This window comes from Vibrio sp. Vb2131 (assembly GCF_033338535.1).
In the GTDB taxonomy this organism is placed as follows: Bacteria; Pseudomonadota; Gammaproteobacteria; order Enterobacterales; family Vibrionaceae; genus Vibrio; species Vibrio alginolyticus.
This window is the reverse complement of record NZ_JAWOSW010000001.1, coordinates 285947-304085: the sequence shown is the minus strand read 5'-3', so window position 1 is coordinate 304085 and position 18139 is coordinate 285947. Positions and strand designations below refer to the sequence as shown.

The following is an 18139-nucleotide window of genomic DNA, read 5'->3' as shown; positions in this document are numbered from 1 at the left end:
TAATCAGCCCGAAAGTTGTCGCAAAAATCCAATTTTTCTCTTATTCGCTGGGCTACTATTTTCAGCAGATAACGAGGTAACACATGTCATATCAAAAACTAAAACAAGGCGAAGCCATCCCATTTAACGAATCGTTGACTATCCAACTGATTCAAGGCTCTGATCTACAAGATATTATCGAGATGTTGAACGACGATAAGGTCAATCAGTATCTATTCTTCGCACCTGCTGACAACAGCTTATATGAGGGTTTCTTGGGCCCTATTATCGAAAATACGGCACAAGCGATCAAAGAAGGTGTTTGGCCAGACAGCCCAACGTTCGTGATTCGTGACCAACAAGGTCAGTACATGGGAATGTGTGCGGTGACCGCAGTGATGTTCTTAACTGGCAACTACGAAGTGGGTTATCAGTTACCTACTTGCGCATGGGGCAAAGGCGTTGCGACTCGCGCTTGCCAAATGATGACCGAGATTGGATTTACTGAGCTAAACGCCCATAAAGTCAGTGCCGATTGCTACGCTTCTAATGCTGGTTCTTACAAGACGTTAGAGAAAAATGGTTTTACTCAAGAAGGCCGTCAGAAAGACTACTACAAACTAGAGCAAGGCTTTGACGATAAACTTTACTACGGTATGACCGCAGAACAATTCGCGTCTTTAAATCGCTAATAATTAGCTAACAAAAAAGGCTGTTAACCCACATGTTCGGGGTAACGGCCTTTTCTATATTCAGCGCTAAATGGCTAAGACTTAGTTGCCTTGGTTTTGGCTTTGAAGCTTCTCTTTTGCTTCTTCAACCTTTGAGAAATCCAATCCCAACTCGTCTACGGCTTCTTTAATTAGCGCAGGGTTTTGCATCACTTGCGCCATCAGCATTTGTAGCTTGTCTTGTGGCAAACCTAGTTGGCTGATTGTTGCCATTGCCGCTAGAGGGTTTTGCGTCAGAGTCTGAAAAATCTCGTTGATTTGCTCATCGCTGATGTTGTTCTCTTTTAGCAGCGCAATAATCGGGTTCATCGCATTTCCTTTTAATCATTCATTGGATGACACTGAGGTGCAGTGTATCACTCGGTTACCTGTGTTTGTACTAGCTGAATAATTGGGGTAATCACTCAACTTTTCAATACCCCGTTAGTTCCATATAACCAGTCCCAGAATGAGAGCCCTTAATTCGCACTGGACCTTCCCAGTAAGGCACCGAAAGTGGCATTTTCGCGCTCGGGTTGAGTGCCGAAACCGTAAGCTCGATTTGCTGGTTAGGAATCGACACTTGCCACTGGGTTGGATACTTTCGCCCTTGGATTTCTGTTTGCTTGGTCGCCTTTAACTGAATGTCTTTTTGTGGGATAGCGATACCAGAGCCATCTTGCTGCATCAGCCTTGCGCTGGAGTAACCGGCTGCTCCGGTTTTAGAATCCCGCAATTGGAACACCACCAAACTGGTCTCGTCACTCAACCTTAAGGCAAACCAGTCCCAGCCTTGTTGTGAGTCGAGTAAGAATTGCGAGCTCCACTCTCGATCTATCCAACCTTTGCCGGATACTTGATGGGTTTCTCCGTCGATAGTGACCTCACCGGAGACTTCAATAAACGGTTGGCTGTAATAATACGAAGCCACCTGACCATCGGCACTTTTGGTGCTGTACCCTTGCTCGCCTTGCTTTTGATAAGGTGCGCTGCTGGTAAGGGTCAGCGCATAGCCAAACTGTTCGGAGTTCGCCTTCAATGTGGCAGGGAAGAGGTCGTTGGTTGAAGAGGTCCACTGCCAATCATCGAGATAAACTCGAAATGGTGAAGTGTCGACGCCAGCGAGGGATGTTTGATCGCGCGACCATTTTTCATCGGCGTAGTGTTTGTCCGCGGTCGTGACTGCGCTGTGCGCCATGTAGATTTGTTGAGCTTGCCACTCGGTTTTCTTCACGTCATCTTCGTCCGTTGGCGGCGCAGCAGCAAAGCGAAATTGTGTCCATTGAACGCCAAGTGGGTTGCCATCTTCATCAATTACGTTAGCGGTTAAGTACCACCATTCATGACGAAAGTTTGGGTGCGCTTGATGGTCTGCTGGGAAGGTGAGTTCAATCCCTTTTTCTACGGGAGTGAATAGGTTGCTCTCGCTTTGTGTATCTCCGCTTCCCAGCAACGTGCCCATATTTTTTTGTTGGGGGTCTTCACAACCGAACAGGAATAAGCTGCTTATAAGTAGAGTAAGTTTGCTTACCAATCGAACCATCACAACACCTCGCTTTGCAAACTGGACACGACAGGCTTGCTGACCAATCGCCACAGTGGAATCAAGGTTGCAATCACTGCCACCAAGATGGTGATCGCCGCAATGCTGAGGGCATCACTCCAATTCCACAGATAATTTAAGCTCCAACCAAAAGCGCGTAGGGTGACGATGTCTGTCAGCACATAACCCACCATGGCTCCGAGGGGCAGGGCGATAACCAGAGTAAAACTGACCAAAGCAACGATCTGTCCGACCACCATGGTCATTAATTTGCGACGACTAACACCAAGTGCGTACAGCCTTGCAATGGCGGCTTTGCGCGCGTCGAGCAACATAAAACAAGCACTGAACAAGCCAATCACCGCGACCATCAACGTCACGCCGTTGAGCGCACGCGTAATGGCGAAGGTCTGCGAGAATATATCCAACGCGATGGATTTGATTTGCGCCTGATCGTAGAGCTGACTTGGATGCAGATTCAATTGCTCGCGCAGTTGCTCGTAGACGATTTGTGGGTCACCCGAGACTTTAATGCCGAGGCTTGTTGGCAGGTCGGTAAACCCGCTCTCTTGCCATAACTTTGGTGCTAATAAGACTTCACCGTTGGGTGAGCCGTAATCATGGAATACCGCGCCCACAAGTAGGTTCTTATTTGGAACGGCATCAAGCGTGAGCTCGCTACCCAGTGATAAACCCAGTTTGACCGCGGTTGGCTCACTGATAGCGACTAACTCACCTTGGTAAAAGCGCGGCCAGAAGTTCTCCAAATGCGATTTGAACACCATGGTTTGCTCTAAGGTGTCTTTGTCTTTGGTGCCAAGCAAAATCGGTAAGCCTTGCAGATTATCGTCGACGTAGTATTGCTTGTAGACGGTCTCAACCTTGTCGAACTGCCCTAATGTTCGCTCTACATCAGCGATTTCTCCTTGGGCAGGGCTGACGTAAATGTCGGCGTGTAGCCTTTGTTCTAACCACTGTTTTAGGGTGGATTCAAAGCTGCCAACTAGCGTGTTCATCCCCATATTGGCAGTAACGGCGAGTAGCAGCGCCATCATGGCGAGAGAAAGCGGAGAAATCAGCTCGCGCAGCTCAGCAAACAGATACTGCATCAAACCGGAATTGGTGCGCTTTTCACACCAATTGGCTAACACGCTGAGTGTTTTGGGTAGGTACAAAGGAATCGATACCACAAGCACGCCGAGCCACGCCATGGTGAAGCGGTGATGCTCACTCAGCCATAACCCTGCGAGTGCGAGAGTCGTCAACGCAGCACCTATCACGAACAATTGGTTTTCGTTAGAAGCTTCAGGTGCTTGATAAAATCCGCCATGAGAGGAGAGCGGCTGGCGCACTCGCTGTTTAAAGTGCTGCCAACACGCCAACAGGGTGGCGGCTAACGTGAGCAGCAGGGCTTGCGCCCACCATTGCCACTGCCAAGTGCCGGGCAGCAGTGTCGCGCCATAAAGTTGTTCTAATGTCAGCGCCACGGTCGGGTGCAACCAATGGCTAAGCTGCATGCCCAAGACAAAACCGAGGGAAGCACCGATGGTAACGAGAATAGTGAGTTCAACTAACAGCGCAGAGAACACAATGCTCGGCGCAACACCCGCTTGTTGAATTTGCACTAACAGCCGATTGCGTTTCAGCAAGCTGTACTTTACGCCGTTGTAAGCGATGAACAGCCCGACTAAAAACGCGAGTAAGCTCATTGCGGTGAGGTTGAGGTGAAAGCTGTCGGTCAGCGAACCAAGGTCTGTACTTTGGTTATTGGAAATCCATTGCCCTTGATCGCTAATCAGCTTCTGCCAATTTGCCTGCGTGTCTTTATCCCCTTTATCACCCGAATGGAAAACTGCAATGTAACTGAGCTGCCCTTGTTTATTGAGCAGTTGCTGGGCAAAGCCAATGTCCATCAACATTCGGCTACCTAACTGCCATTCGTCTGGTAGCACCACCACTTGGGTTGGAATGTCATCCAGAGTTAGGGTTTCTACTTCCCCTAAGTTTTGATGTTGAGATTGGCTCATCATCACGATCGGCTTACCGGCCAAAAGCTCAGGTAAAGGTAAAGCACTGTCGAACAAAGACACGTTTTGTTGGTTTTCTGACGAATAGCGCGAACGTGAGGAAATTGCGGCAATCAACTCACTACCTTGCACTGACCAGCGACGCCCTTGTTCGTCTCTCACTCGCCCTTCGATTACAGGTAGTGCTGCACTGAGCCCGTTTTGTCTAAGGGTGAAATAAAGAGACTCGGGCAGATAGTTTTGCCCTGCTGGTGGAATAATTAAGTTCTGAGCTTGTGCGCTAAGCTGCTCGGTAGATTCCGCATAACTTCGTTTGGCATTGAGGTTGATGGCTTGCACCGCAACGAATAAGGTCACAGCCAACACGATACCGATCAGAATCGCGGCGGCTTGCAGTGGCGCCTGCCGATAGTGCGCTGCAAACAGATTCAGGGCGAGTCGAGTATGAGTGAATCTGTTGTTTGATGGCTTAGTTTGCTTCATGGTGAAGCTCATGTTTGTTTACTTGATGGCTGTTCTGTAGCTGACTGTTATCCAATCGCAGCCGTGTTTTCATAAACTCAGCGCATTCAGGGCTGTGGGTGACTAACAGCACTGCCGTATTGCCTTGGGTGGTGATTTCACTGAGTAGCTTCATCACTTCTAACCCCGCTTTTTGGTCGAGGTTACCTGTGGGTTCATCAGCAAGTAGCAGTTTAGGTTTGTGTGCTAAGGCGCGCGCAATAGCGACTCGTTGTTGTTGACCACCGGAAAGGGCAGAAACATGTCTATCGAGCAGTTGGCTGATGCTCAGAGTCTCGACCAAATAATCGCACCAGTCGTTCCATTTCTGTTGATTCAAATGCAGAGGGAAGGCGATGTTTTGCTGCACGTTGAGTGGCGTTAATAGGTTGAATTGCTGGAAGATAACACCGAGTTTTTGGTGTCGAAATCGGCTCCATTGTGGGTCTTTCCAAGCCGCTGTGTTATCACCATCTAACCACAACTCGCCGTCGGAAAGTGGCTCAAAGCCAGCGATGACATTGAGTAAAGTACTTTTGCCGCTGCCACTTGCGCCTGTCAGCGCAACACTCGCTCCTGTGTTCAACGTGAAGTCGACGCCTTCCAACACGCGGTGTGTCTCTTTACCATCAACAAAGCTTTTGCTGGCGTGTTTGAGTGTGACAAGTGGGCTTTCCATTTCCTCTCCCTGTATTAAAAAGGTGTCGTTTCTTTTGGCAATCGCTATTGCAGTTCGTTCTTTAGAAACTTTAGACAACAATCAGATAAAAACAGCGATTTACATCGATTTCTTAATAACTTGTACTGAAAAGAAGAGGGAAGAGATTAAATGAGGAAGGGATATGACAGGCATTAAAAAAGCCCGAGTCAAACTCGAGCTTTCAAATACATTCAGCGTGGTCAGCTTACACGTAGTACGCTTCAACTTCGCCTTTAAGCTTGATTAGCATTGGGTTACCGAAACGGTCTTTTGCTTTAGGAGAAGCAATTTTTACCCAACCTTCGCTGATGCAGTATTCTTCTACGTCAGTACGCTCTTGGCCGTTGATACGAATACCGATTTGGTGCTCGAAGCATTCTTTGATGAAGAATGGGCTACGTGGGTTACCCGCTAGGCGATCTGGTAGAGCTGGTTTAGCTGTGTCTGTCATTTTGTGTGACCTAAATTCCGTAAAAAGTGCGCTATTGTAGTCAGTGCACTGTGTGTGTTCAAGATATGTTGAGAGTCGATGCGTTGTTTAACTTTCAAGTAACTCCTACAACCCCTTTAAATACTGCGCGTTGGCTGTTGGTTGAATCATGGCATTCAGCGTTTGGACGGTTTGTTCGCTGTGTTCTTCAAGTAGAGCTAAGAACGCGTCAATCAACTCAGGTTTGCTTGCTGAGACTTTCGTTTCGGTCTGGATATCACGCAGATCGATCAACACATCGGTAAACAATTGCGGCAGATCGTGCAGCACTTGCAGGTTTAAGATGTTGTGCTCGCTGTAGATTGAATTGTGGCTGCCTTTTTGTTTTTGCACCAAGTAAGGATTGTCTTTTAAGTTGATGATAGACGTGCGTTTATCACAGCGTTTCAAACAACTTTTGTTGACCTTCACCTTACGGCATCCTTCGGTTTGTTGAAACAAACATTGGCGGCTCGTGAGTAGAGTGTTCGGGTGATAAATGCTGTAGAAGCTGCGCATGTTTTTCGGACGCTTTATGTGACGCACCTGCTTCATATTCAGCTCGTTAGAAACAAACGCGCCACTTGCCGCGAACTCGTCTTGAAGGCATTTAAACGCGTATGAGTTCACCGTGTTCAGTTGTGGGCCTGCCACCCAGCCTAAGCCGAGCTCTTTTGCGATCATGCCGACACCTGAGTTGTTGGTGATCAACAACTCAGGTTGGATGGTTTCCAAAAATACGCGCGCGGCGTGGTAGTCTTCGCCAATCAAAATGGCTGGGAACCAAGGTTTGAGCATTGGGTTGGCTTGGAACAATTCAATCATCGCGCTCAGTTCACCAGACAATCCCATTGGCAATTGATAGTAAACATCAACGTCGTGGTATTCGCACAGCATGGCTTCTTGTGCTGACGAGATCAGAACCGATAATTTTGGCGCACCTTGGCGAGGTTCTGGTTGAGGTAACGTTGGCAGAGTTGGCACATCAATCGACCCTTTCAAGCTGCTGCCGGATACTTGTGTTGAAGTGACATCGAACGACTTAGTTTGCTCTGCCACTTTCTCAATGATCGCGGTTTTGTCATCGTAGAGTTTCTTTTTCACCGCTTGTACATCATCAGCAGACTGGCATTGGTAAACCTTCGAAAAATGCTTTACAGCATGGTCGCGCGGGTTGTCGATGTACATCGCCTTGCCGAAATCACCTTGCAAAAATGCGTTGGAGAAATCACGGTTGAACACCGTGTATAACTCTGTGGTGTCTTCAGAGAGTTCCAAACCCTCGCACAAGCGATCGATTTGCTGGCGCCAATTGTCGACCACGGTATAGACGTAGTGCGATTTCTTGATTCGCCCTTCCACTTTTAATGAATACACGCCAGCATCGGCAAGCGCTTCCAAGTCCCCAAAGGCGGAGTTGTCTTTCATATTGAGTGGGTAGTTGTTGCCTGTTTTGGTCGTTTCGTACTGTTCGCGACAAGGTTGGCTACAGCGTCCACGGTTACCTGATGCGCCATTGCGAGCGGAACTGATGTAGCAAATTCCGGAGAATCCGATGCAGTATGAGCCGTGGACAAACACTTCCATCATTACGTTGTGCTCGCGACCAAATTGCGCCAGATGTTTTATCTCACTGATGTTAAGTTCGCGAGATAAGTTTACTCGGCTTGCGGTGAGCTGGTTGAGAAAGAGGATTTGGCCTTCGTTATGCGTGTTCAGTTGCGTTGAAGCGTGCACATCCAAATCGGGAAAGTGATGTTTGAGAATGTAGGCCAGACCGAGATCTTGTACGATCACGCCATCGATTTTGGTGGTGTTCAGTTGGCTGAGCAAGCGAACAATCGCTGGAATTTCACTTTCTAAAATCAGCACATTCAACGTTAGGAAAATCTTACAGCTGTGCTGATGGGCCAACGTTAACACGCCATTTAAGTTATCTAAGGTGAGGTTGGTCGCTCGGTTACGAGCATTGAAGCGGTCGAGCCCACAGTAAATTGCATCGGCGCCAGCGGCAATGGCGGCTTTGATGGAATCTAAATCACCACCGGGTGCTAATAACTCAAATTGATCGCGTGTCACTACTTTTCTCTTTCTTACTAAAATAGGCTGCAAATGTTACGTATTTCACGCTTTTGATGCTCGGCTAGTTAATGCTTTATTAATCTGAATCAATTTATCCGTGTTACACGGTCGACTCTTGAGTGGGTAGAGTGCAATTCGCGATAGCGGAATCTGACTTCTATAGTTTTCCTACACTTGGTTTTTCTATATCTAGTTTTCGACTCAGAGAGAGGAAGGGACGACAAATGAAAAAAGTAATCATTGGGTTGGTCGTGGCGTTGACGTCATTGAGTGCATTGGCTGGGGAGGGTGTGGTAACCGTTGCGAGCACGCATTCAGCAAAAAATACGGCGGATAAATTTGTCGCTATCGCGCAAGAAAAAGGGTTGAACGTCTTTGCGCGCATTAACCATCAAGAGAATGCCACGAAAGTCGATATGACGTTGCGACCAACCGAAGTTATCGTGTTTGGAAACCCTAAAGTAGGCACGCCACTGATGATCTGTGCGCAGGAAGTGGCGCTCGATTTACCCCAAAAAGTGTTGGTGTATGAAGATGATGAAGGCAAAACGTGGTTAGCTTATAACGATCCTATGTATTTAAAGCAGCGCCATCATATTGAAGGCTGTGACGAGGCATTGAACAAAATCAGCGGCGTGCTGGGCAATTTAACCAACGCGGCGGCGAAGTAGGGCTGGTTATTGGCTTCGCTTTTTTACTCCGAAAACGAAAAAGCCAACCTCACAAGGAGGTTGGCAAATCTTACCTAGATTGGGGGAGGTAAGATCAGGAGGTGGCGAGTACGCTGTGCACTTCTGACTTAATTGAGTCAGACTGCGTACCAAAAATCGCTTGTAAACTGTCGCCAATCACTAAAACATCTCGCGCGCCGAGTGCTTTTAGCTTAGCAACATCAACGTTGGCAATGTCTTTCACCGAGACACGCAGACGGGTGATACACGCATCGACTGACTTGATATTGGCTTTGCCGCCCAATGCAGCGACTACATCCACCGCAATTTCATCAGGTTGTCCGGCAATCTTCACTTCTGCAATGTCGGTTTCACGGCCCGGCGTTTTCAGATCCAACTTCACAATTAGGAAGCGGAACAAGCCGTAGTACAGCGTCGCCCAGATTGGACCGATGATGATGAACATCCACGCGTTGCTCGACATTGGGTAGTAAAGGAAGAACTGGATCGCGCCGTGCGCAAAGTCAGTACTGTGTTTGATTTCCAAAAATGCGGTGATCGCAAACGCAATACCAGTTAGGAAAATATGGATTACGTACAGCACTGGCGCGACGAATAGGAAGGTAAATTCGATTGGCTCTGTGATACCAGTTAACCAAGAGGTCAACGCCGCAGACATCATCAAACCGCCGACGATTTTCTTACGCTCAGGAGACGCGCAGTGGTAAATCGCCAGTGCCGCTGCTGGTAGCGCCCACATGGAGTACATAAAGCCACCAGACAGATAACCTGCGGTTTTATCGCCCGCGAAGAAGCGAGTGAGCTCACCAGTAAACTCTTTGCCGGTTTCTGGGTCTACATAGCTGCCGACTTCAAAGAAGAACGGCGCATTCCAGATGTGGTGCAAACCAACCGGGAGTAAAGAACGTTCGCCCGCGCCGTAAACCGCCCACGCGAGTACAGGGTTTTGGTACGCTGCCCAATGAGAGAATGCATCAAGAAGTTGTCCGACAGGTGGCCATGCAAACGCGAGAATCGCACCAACGACGATCGCCGATAAACCGGTGACAATGGGCACAAATCGCTTACCCGCGAAAAAGCCCAAGTACTCTGGCAGTTTGATGTTGTAGAAGCGGTTGTACATGATTGCCGCGACCGCACCAATAAAGATGCCGCCAAACACCCCAGTTTGCAGCGTCTCAACGCCCATGATGGTGGCGTCAGTTTCTAGGCCGCGTAGGCCAGTCACGATACCGAGCGATGCGTTCATAATAATTAGGCCAACTAAGCCTGCGAGCGCAGCGGCACCGTCATTGCCTTTTGATAACCCGAGCGCTACACCGACCGCAAACATCAACTGCATGTTGCCGAACACGCCCTCACCGGCGGCGAGCATCACTTTGTTGACCGCGTCTGGAATAAACGCAAACCCCGCGTTACCAATACCCAGCATCAAGCCAGCCACCGGTAACACCGCCACAGGCAGCATCAACGACCGCCCTATTTTTTGTAGTTGTCCAAATATACTTGCAAACATGGTTTCCTCCTGACGAATGTCAGTGTTGTAGGACCTGATTCCTTCAGGTCATGCTGTTTCACGTAAGGTCAGGATGATCATAGCGAGCAAGGCGGCGCCTAAGGTTACAAAAGGCAATCAGTTTGTAAGTGGCCGCTTACAAATCTCTTACACCGAGAAGTGAAAATTGTAATCGGCTCGATTGTGCATGGGCGTTTAAGAATGCATCATATTGACCAGCGCCAAACTCAGGGGCAGGCACAGGGACGGACACAGGGAAAGTAGGATGGAAAACAAGCAGATACTGGTCGTCGATGACAACCTCGACCTTCGCGAAGCGTTGTCGGATTACCTTGGTCGAGCTGGATTTGAGGTGCTTTGCGCAGAAAATGGCGACGTGATGTGGCAACTGCTTAACGATCACCATCCTGATTTAATCATCCTCGATATTATGATGCCCGGTGAAGACGGCTTTACCCTGTGTCAGAAACTGCGCAAAAACTCCGATGTTCCGATCATCATGCTGACCGCCGTCACCGAAGAAGCCGACCGAGTCGCAGGGCTAGAAATGGGCGCTGATGACTACATCACCAAGTCATTCAGTCCTCGAGAACTGCTCGCGCGCATCAAAACGATTCTGAGACGCAGCCAATCGACCGCCAATAGCAAACTGACGCGTAAAGTGCGTTTTGACGATTGGTTATTAGATACCGTAACCCGGCAACTGACCCACGTTGCTAGCCGCGAGGTCAAGCAACTGAGTGGCGCGGATTTGTCGCTGCTCGGTTTGTTCGTCAACCACGCGCAATCAATATTGTCGCGCGATGATATTGCGCGCGAGATCTGGGGACGCGATGCCGACCCGTTTGAACGCGGCATTGACGTGCAGATCAGCCGCTTGCGTCATCACCTTGAAGATAAAGACCGCTCTCTGATCTTAACGGTGCGTAATAAAGGCTACATGCTGACCACGGACGTGCACTATGAGAATTAAACGCTGGACGGGGTCACTGGTTGTTCGCACCAGTGTGTTCTTGTTGCTGGTGATCATTCTAGCGCAAGTATTATCCGGGATTATCTGGTATCAACACGCCAGCGAACGCGATAAAGAAGGCCTGACCACCACAGTTAAAAGCTTAGCACTGAGTGCTTCTTCTACCATCGCCTTCTTTCAAACCCTCCCTTCGGAATATCGCCACTTGGTGCTCAATCAACTACGCAACATGGGTGGTACGCGCTTTTTCGTCTCACTCAACAATCACCAGATTGACGTCGACCCGCTGCCAGGGAGCGAGCGCAAAACGTTGGTCATCAACCAAGTTCGTGAAGTATTAGAAAGCGAGCTGAGCGGCATTCCTAATATCGAGGTGGAGTTCACCCAGCGCGACAAACTCAAAGTATTCAACAACGAGCTACCTATCGATGAACTGCCGCTATTGTGGGCGCATTATTCGCTTTCGTTTGGTGACCTCAATCCACCGATTCTGGTGATGCAGGTCGAAGTCGCGCAGAACGAATGGTTTTATCTCGCGGCGGTCCTGCCTGCGCCTTACATCAACCTAGAGACTAACTATTTTGAGCTGCGCCAATGGCTGACGCTATTGGTGTCCGCGCTAATGCTGTTGCTGTGTACCTGGTTTATCGTTCGCAAAGAAATTCAACCAATTCGAGAGCTGGCAAAAGCCGCAACCCTGATGTCGAGCCGACTAGACGTGCCCGAAGTCTCTGAGCGAGGCAGTAACGAACTGAAAGCGGCGGTACGTGCGTTTAACAAGATGAATCGACGCATCGACAGCCATATTAAAGACCGTGAAATGTTGTTCAGCGCCATCTCCCACGATCTGAAAACGCCGATTGCCTGCCTAAAACTGCGAGCGGAAATGCTGGATGACGACGCCGACCGAGAACGCTTTATCCGCCTGAGTAACGACCTAGATTTGATGGTCAAAGGCGCATTGCAATGCATTAAAGAGACCGATATCCACGAGGAAATCGAGCCGATCAATTTCACCCAACTGATTCAGCACATTTCCTCCAATATCGCCGATGCGCCGGACACAATTCGCATCCACGGTGAAATCCGCACCCACTTTGCTGGTAAACCGTTAGCGATTAAGCGCTGCATTCAGAATCTGGTCGATAACGCGCTCAAATACGGCCATCAAGCGGACATTACGCTGAGTGAAAGCCCAGAGTCGATCCAGATTGAAATTGAAGATCACGGTGGCGGCGTTGACGATTTATTACTTGAAAAGCTCTGCCAGCCATACTTCCGCGCTAGCAACGATAAAGAAGGCAGTGGGCTGGGGTTAACCATTTCACAGAGTATTGCAAAGGCTCATGGCGGCAACTTGTTGCTGAGCCATTCTCAGTTTGGCGGCCTCTGCGCCACACTGACTTTCCCGAGAGACTGACTATGAACAAACTGGCATTCTTGTTCCCACTGTTGCTCGCCCCTTGCGTCGCTCACGCTGAGTCGCCACAAGGGGTAGAGTTTTTACATTGGTGGACTTCTGACGGCGAGCAGCAAGCGCTGCAAACACTTAAAGCTCAGCTAAAACGGCACGATATTGAGCTGCTGCAAAGCCCGGTGTTAGGCGGTGGTGGTGACAGCGCGATGACGGTACTGCAAGCTCGCGCGCTGGCGGGCAATCCACCGAGCTTCGCGCAAATCGAAGGGACAAGTATTAAGGCGTGGGATGCCATCGGTATTTTGCACAACGTCAACGCAGTTGCCGATGAGCAGCGCTGGGACGAGGTGCTCTACCCGCTATCTATCGAAATCAATAAAACACAAAACGGCTACATCGCCCTGCCACTTACGCTGCACCGTTTGAACTGGCTGTGGGTCAACCACAAGCTGCTTAAACAACTGAATCTATCCGCGCCGAAAAACTGGCAAGAGATGTTCGCCGCCATGGAGCTTGCGAAGCAAAATGGCATTGTACCGATCGCGGTCGGTGAGCAGCCGTGGCAAGTCGCCCAACTTTTCGAGAACTTAGTGATCTCCACTGGCGGCGTTGAGTTCTACACCAATGCAATGGTTAAACTAGAGCGAGACAGCATCGACAGCGATACCCTGCGCCAAGCGCTGACGCAATTTCGTCGCCTAAGTTTGTTGATCGACAACCAATTACCCGACAGTAAATGGGATACGGCAACCCAAGCGCTAGCCGACGGTCAAGCGCTGTTTCAAATCGGTGGAGATTGGATTTTAGGTGAGCTGCTCGCCAATCAAGTCTCGGTTCCGCAAGAGGTCGGCTGTTACCCAACGCCGGACAGCGATGGTGTATTCCTCTACAACATGGACAGCTTGGTGTTTATGTCGAGCAAGTCGTTTTCTGCCGAGGCTGCTCAGCAAACCGCAAGCGCGCTGGCAGATGTCGAGTTTCAAGCTAAGTTCAATAAGGTAAAGGGCTCGATTCCGGTACGTACCGATATCGACATCAGCGATTTTAATCCGTGTCAGGTCCAGTCATATCAAGACTTTCACTACGGCGTTAAACACAACCTCGCTGTGCCGAGTATGATTGATTCAATGGCGGTCAATCCGGTTGCCCAGCAAGCGATAAACTCGGAAATTTTCCGTTTTTACCGCAACCCCAAGATGGAACCCGACGAGCTGATAAAACGCATTATTGCGATTTCGAAAAGCGGTTAATGGCAATGAATCTGTGCCGAGATGGAATAAAAAAGCCCCAATGATTGGGGCTTGAGTGAAGCGAAGTATGCCGTTTAGAAATAGTGGAAGATCGGCGGTTCATGCATCAAGAAGTTTTGATGGGAGATGTTCCACGCATAGGCGCCCGCTAAGGTAAACACAACGTAATCACCAATATCGACGTGGGCGACGTGTTGATTGCGTGCCAGCACATCTTTGGGCGTACAAAGCTGGCCGACAAAGGTCGCTTGTGCATGCTGGATTGGATGAGAAATCTCATGGTGTTGCTCGCTTTTCAGGATGACGAATGGATGATCATGGCTCTGCGCCGCTGGCGTGCGGAAGTGGTGAGTTCCTCCGCGCGCGATGACAAAGTTTTCGCCAAGATTTTGTTTAATATCCAGTACTTCCATCACGTAATAACCGCATGCCGCCGTGATGAAACGTCCGCATTCAAAACGCAGTGTCCAGTCTTGCACTTGCTCTTTGGCGATGAGGAATTCCAACTTGTCGCAAAACTCCATCCACGGAAAGTGTTGCTCAGGGTTTTGGTAGTTAATCCCCATACCGCCGCCCAAGTTGATCATCAGCTCACTGAGTTCGAACTCCTGCTGCCACGTTTTCACGACTTGGAAATAGCGCTGCATTAACGCTAAGTGACGTTCAACATCGAGCTGATGCGACATCAAGTGAAAATGGAATCCTTTCAGTGACACTTGCGGGAAATCGCGCAGCAACATCAAAGCATTACTCAGTTCGGACTCGTCCAAACCAAAAGGGGTCGGCTTGCCGCCCATCGCCAACTTGCTGAGCGTGATGTCGCCGATATCAATGTTCATACGCAAAAAGATCGAAGCCGGCCGGTTGAGGCGCTCGGTTAGTGCTCCAATGCGTTGTAGCTCGGTGAGGCTTTCGACATGAATTGCATCGACATCAAGCTCAATCGCTTGTTGCAATTCACTTTGCATTTTTCCTGGGCCACCGAAGATCAATGGCTTATCGAGTTGTTGCTGGTGGAGGTGTGCCAGCTCCCCGCCAGATGCCGCTTCAAAACCATCGACATACGGCGCGAGTGTTTTGAGAACAGGGCCTGATGGATTGGCTTTGGCTGCGTAAAATAGCTCGACATTTTTCGGCAAAACGTGACGCAGTTGTTTGATGTGTTCTTCTAAGGCGTTTAGGTCATACACGTACGCGCACAAGGGTTGATTTTGCTGCTGTGCGAGCGTGTGAACTTGTTGGCTAACGCGTGTCGGTAGAGAGAGGGAATTAGACATGTTGCGCTCCTTTTTCGTGTTGCTGCCAAGGCGCGGCGACTTGGGTATAGCCCGACTCTTTATCGGCTTTTTGCATCAAGCGCGTGGTGAAATTATTTTTGCTTGGGAAGTGACCGCCATTCAGCAACGCTTCTAGTTCCGGCTGTTTTCCATTCACGGATTGCCAACGCACAATGGCACTTTGCACCGCATTCCACAGCGTTTGCTCTAGTGGCTCATCACCTTCTGCGATGAAGAAAATCGCTTCGCTGATGTTGTTGATAAAGGTGCAGTATCCGATGCGATTCCAGCCTTGTTCGCGACTGTAGTAAACCGATTGTCGCGCGCGTTCAGACAAATCAGTTAATGTTTCTGCTGGCCAGAACTCTGGCAGTAATTTAGTGCCTTCCAAATCACGAATCCAAACACAACACGGCATCTCTTGCTCAAAGCCAATCAAGGTGTTTTGCAAATGCGGCTCAAACGCCACTCCGTGTTTGAAGTAGTAATTAAACACGCCCGGAATTAGGCAATGCAAATAGCGTTCAAACCAAAGTGTCGCGATGTCGGAATAGCGATTTTGCGTAGGACGCGCTTTGTTTTTAAGGCGTTGAGCAATGCAACTGTTGCCGTTTTTGTCGTAAGCAAACAGAGCGCCTGCGAGGGTTGGTTTTAAGATGTCGACTTCGCTCAGCGAGAAATTTTCGCGATACAAAATCCCAAACGATTCGCGTGCTTTGGTGTTGTCGTCCCAGTTGTGCTCAGCGACACTTTCTAGATTCAACGTGGTGGCGTAAGGCTCTGTCATCACTTTAAATACGGGGTTGTGCAGCTGTTCGTTTTCTCTAATTGGTTTGAGAATCGACGTGAGTTGCACGGCGCTGTCGAGTTCGTACCACGCGTTTTTGCGCACGCAATTGGTTAATCGTACGTTGATGGAGAATTTCGCAAACCAGTCCATGTCAGGGTGGTAGAGAGTACGAACTGAAGAGGTCGGCTGCATCTTTTCACCACCTAAACCCAGTGGCGTGATCTTGCCTTGTTCAATGGCACGCTTCACGCTTGGGTTGCTCAAAATGGTGTAGCTTTCCCAAGGATGACAAGGGTAGAGGGTCTTCCCATCGCTGGTGGCGTGTTGTGGCGCGAGCTGTTGTAGCATGCGTTGCGCAGGGTTAGCTTCTCCGTCGGAACTCAGCACATCAAGTAAGGACGTATCCACTTCAAACCAGTACAGCGGGACTTGCGCGCCGACTTCTGGAGAAAACGCTAAGAGATCATCCATGGTGACGCCCGAACGACTTTTCGGGGTCGGATGGAAAGTATGCCCCCAAATCAGAGATTGTTCCGAAGCGATAAATTCGTTGTGATGCGATTTGGGCGCGACGTTGAGAAACTGCTCGGTAACCAGCACGCTATTTTCCAGTTGTTCGATCAGCTCATGGTTAAACGGGATAGCCAATACCTGCTTGAGATAGTTAAGCAAAAGCGTAAGAGTTTGCGTGGCATCCAATTTCGCCCAACCAGATCCCGGCATTTTCGCCCAAGGCAGTTCTGCCAATTTGATTTTGCCCAGTTTGCTCGCGTAGTGAATCGGCAAAACCAACACGCCATTTTGTTGAGAAAGATGAACGGCTATCCGCTGTTTAGCGGGATAGTTGCGTTTTAACGTTTGGGGTAGCGATGTCGATTGGTAGTGCCATTCCACTTGTTGATTCGGTAGCGCAAATTCACGTAAGTAACAATTAAGAACACCCATTATCGTGTTGAGTTGGGCTTTCTCACGGTTGAGCTGCACCTCATGCGCGCGCAACTCGCTAGTCTGAGAGGATTGAGTTTGTAACATGTTGATTTCCAAATTTTGAGTGGAGAACCAGCGCGATCAAGGTGATTACGCTGACTATCGCAGAAAGTAGGAAAGGAACCTCAAGTAGCCCCAAGCTAGAAATGAAAGAAGCGCAAAATCCCGCTGCCACGCCACCCCATTTGGACATGGCATCAAAGCGAGAAAATACTTTGCCACTGAGTTTGCGATCCAGATTGCTCGCAAGATGCTGATGCAATCCGTGATAACAACACACCATCGCGATGCCGAAGATAATTCTCGCAGCAATGAGTGCGGTTTCGGACGCAATCAAATGCAAGGCAGAGCTCACGGCAAGCAATGCAAACCCAAGCCACAACGTGCGCAGCGGTTGATGGCGATTCAACCCATCTGACAACACGTGAATTTTTCCTGCCAGCAACAGATAGACGCCATGCGGCAGTGCGTACAAAAAACCGATCCATGCGTGGTTAGTGATGCCATATTGCTGCACAAACGGCGAGAAATAAGGAAAGGTCACCACCATAGAAAACGCAAACCCGAATTGAGCAAAGAAGATCCAACGAATGGCATGCATTGCGTTTTTCTGTGCAACCGGTTTTTCTTGCTGAGGTTCTGAGTTTGGCTTTTCGAGGTTTTGGTCGGCGGGTTTATCCGCTGGCAGTGTTAGCGTGATGCCCATCGCAATCAAAGGCAAAACGCATAACCAAAGGTACGCGTTGATCGGGTTGGTCTCTGACAAGCTCCAGCCGAGCCCAATAGGCGCAACGATCAGCGCCAAGCGAGCAGATAGTTGGGTTTTATTGAGTGACTTGCCGAGTGTTTTGGCTTCTTTAATTTGACTAGATAAGTAGCTGTTCGAGGCGGCCATGGTGCCGCCAAAGGTTCCTTGAACAATAAGACCAAACACAAACATGGCGAGGTTGTCTGCCAAGCCGCACAGCGCAAACCCTGCTGCAAGGCCAAGTTGCGCACGCAAGAGTGAGCGGCGGCGACCGTAGCGATCGGCAAAGTTGCCCCAAAATCGCGCTGCCAACGCAGTACAAAACGTAGGTAGGATAAACAATATCCCTGCCCAGTCCGCATCAATGCTTGCGCCTAACGTTGGCAACACGACGGGTAGAAATAGCGGCATACCTAACGCGGCAAACGCAGCGATAAAGTGGCACAACAACACACTGTAGATGAGTTTGGTCATAATC

At 49.3% G+C, this 18139-nt stretch carries 15 protein-coding genes; 5 read left to right on the top strand and 10 right to left on the bottom strand.

The window, feature by feature from the left end:
* Positions 1-83: 83 nt before the first annotated feature.
* Entirely contained in the window at positions 84-671 is a 588-nt protein-coding gene (locus tag R7E38_RS01290; RefSeq protein WP_225477252.1) for a GNAT family N-acetyltransferase, read from the top strand.
* A gap of 81 nt (positions 672-752) precedes the next feature.
* On the opposite strand, the gene R7E38_RS01285 is transcribed toward R7E38_RS01290, so the two are convergent.
* The 6 genes from R7E38_RS01285 to R7E38_RS01260 form a co-directional block, all read right to left on the bottom strand.
* The gene (locus R7E38_RS01285; RefSeq protein ID WP_004746427.1) at positions 753-1019 is read right to left on the bottom strand and encodes a DUF2999 family protein; all 267 of its coding nucleotides are present in this window, start codon (positions 1017-1019) and stop codon (positions 753-755) included.
* Positions 1020-1122: 103 nt separating this feature from the next.
* Positions 1123-2232 carry a lipocalin-like domain-containing protein gene (locus tag R7E38_RS01280; protein WP_226082707.1) on the bottom strand — a complete coding sequence of 370 codons (1110 nt, stop codon included), beginning with the start codon at positions 2230-2232 and terminating at the stop codon, positions 1123-1125.
* Complete coding sequence (locus R7E38_RS01275) at positions 2232-4742, bottom strand: ABC transporter permease (protein WP_064355002.1); 2511 nt, start codon at positions 4740-4742, stop codon at positions 2232-2234. Before R7E38_RS01275 ends, R7E38_RS01280 begins: the two co-directional genes overlap by 1 nt.
* The gene (locus tag R7E38_RS01270) at positions 4729-5439 is read right to left on the bottom strand and encodes an ABC transporter ATP-binding protein (RefSeq protein ID WP_064355001.1); all 711 of its coding nucleotides are present in this window, start codon (positions 5437-5439) and stop codon (positions 4729-4731) included. Before R7E38_RS01270 ends, R7E38_RS01275 begins: the two co-directional genes overlap by 14 nt.
* 226 nt (positions 5440-5665) lie before the next feature.
* Positions 5666-5911: a DUF3297 family protein gene (locus tag R7E38_RS01265; protein WP_005374689.1), complete on the bottom strand. Its 246-nt coding sequence runs from the start codon at positions 5909-5911 to the stop codon at positions 5666-5668.
* A gap of 105 nt (positions 5912-6016) precedes the next feature.
* Positions 6017-8008 carry a U32 family peptidase gene (locus R7E38_RS01260; RefSeq protein ID WP_005374691.1) on the bottom strand — a complete coding sequence of 664 codons (1992 nt, stop codon included), beginning with the start codon at positions 8006-8008 and terminating at the stop codon, positions 6017-6019.
* A 227-nt stretch (positions 8009-8235) separates the two neighbouring features.
* On the opposite strand from R7E38_RS01260, the gene R7E38_RS01255 reads away from it, so the two are divergent.
* Complete coding sequence (locus R7E38_RS01255) at positions 8236-8682, top strand: DUF302 domain-containing protein (RefSeq protein WP_025551121.1); 447 nt, start codon at positions 8236-8238, stop codon at positions 8680-8682.
* Between the two features lie 94 nt (positions 8683-8776).
* On the opposite strand, the gene ptsG is transcribed toward R7E38_RS01255, so the two are convergent.
* Positions 8777-10219, bottom strand: a complete 1443-nt coding sequence (gene ptsG, locus R7E38_RS01250; protein ID WP_017447155.1) for a glucose-specific PTS transporter subunit IIBC — start codon at positions 10217-10219, stop codon at positions 8777-8779.
* 265 nt (positions 10220-10484) lie between these two features.
* Here ptsG and R7E38_RS01245 point away from each other — a divergent pair, with 265 nt between their 5' ends.
* Genes R7E38_RS01245 through R7E38_RS01235 form a run of 3 tightly spaced genes read left to right on the top strand, consistent with a single transcriptional unit; the run spans position 10485 to position 13859 of the window.
* Positions 10485-11192, top strand: coding sequence for a response regulator (locus R7E38_RS01245; protein WP_031820810.1), 708 nt, complete (start codon positions 10485-10487; stop codon positions 11190-11192).
* On the top strand, positions 11182-12612 hold the full coding sequence (locus R7E38_RS01240) for an ATP-binding protein (protein WP_226082711.1): 1431 nt from the start codon (positions 11182-11184) through the stop codon (positions 12610-12612). Before R7E38_RS01245 ends, R7E38_RS01240 begins: the two co-directional genes overlap by 11 nt.
* 2 nt (positions 12613-12614) lie before the next feature.
* On the top strand, positions 12615-13859 hold the full coding sequence (locus R7E38_RS01235) for an ABC transporter substrate-binding protein (protein ID WP_226082713.1): 1245 nt from the start codon (positions 12615-12617) through the stop codon (positions 13857-13859).
* A 74-nt stretch (positions 13860-13933) separates the two neighbouring features.
* On the opposite strand, the gene R7E38_RS01230 is transcribed toward R7E38_RS01235, so the two are convergent.
* The 3 genes from R7E38_RS01230 to R7E38_RS01220 are packed head-to-tail and all read right to left on the bottom strand — an operon-like array spanning position 13934 to position 18135.
* On the bottom strand, positions 13934-15136 hold the full coding sequence (locus R7E38_RS01230; protein ID WP_042522236.1) for a type III PLP-dependent enzyme: 1203 nt from the start codon (positions 15134-15136) through the stop codon (positions 13934-13936).
* Positions 15129-16958, bottom strand: coding sequence for an IucA/IucC family protein (locus tag R7E38_RS01225; RefSeq protein ID WP_226082715.1), 1830 nt, complete (start codon positions 16956-16958; stop codon positions 15129-15131). Before R7E38_RS01225 ends, R7E38_RS01230 begins: the two co-directional genes overlap by 8 nt.
* Positions 16930-18135: an MFS transporter gene (locus R7E38_RS01220; RefSeq protein WP_226082718.1), complete on the bottom strand. Its 1206-nt coding sequence runs from the start codon at positions 18133-18135 to the stop codon at positions 16930-16932. The genes R7E38_RS01225 and R7E38_RS01220 overlap by 29 nt, the downstream gene beginning before the upstream one ends.
* Between the last annotated feature and the right edge of the window lie 4 nt (positions 18136-18139).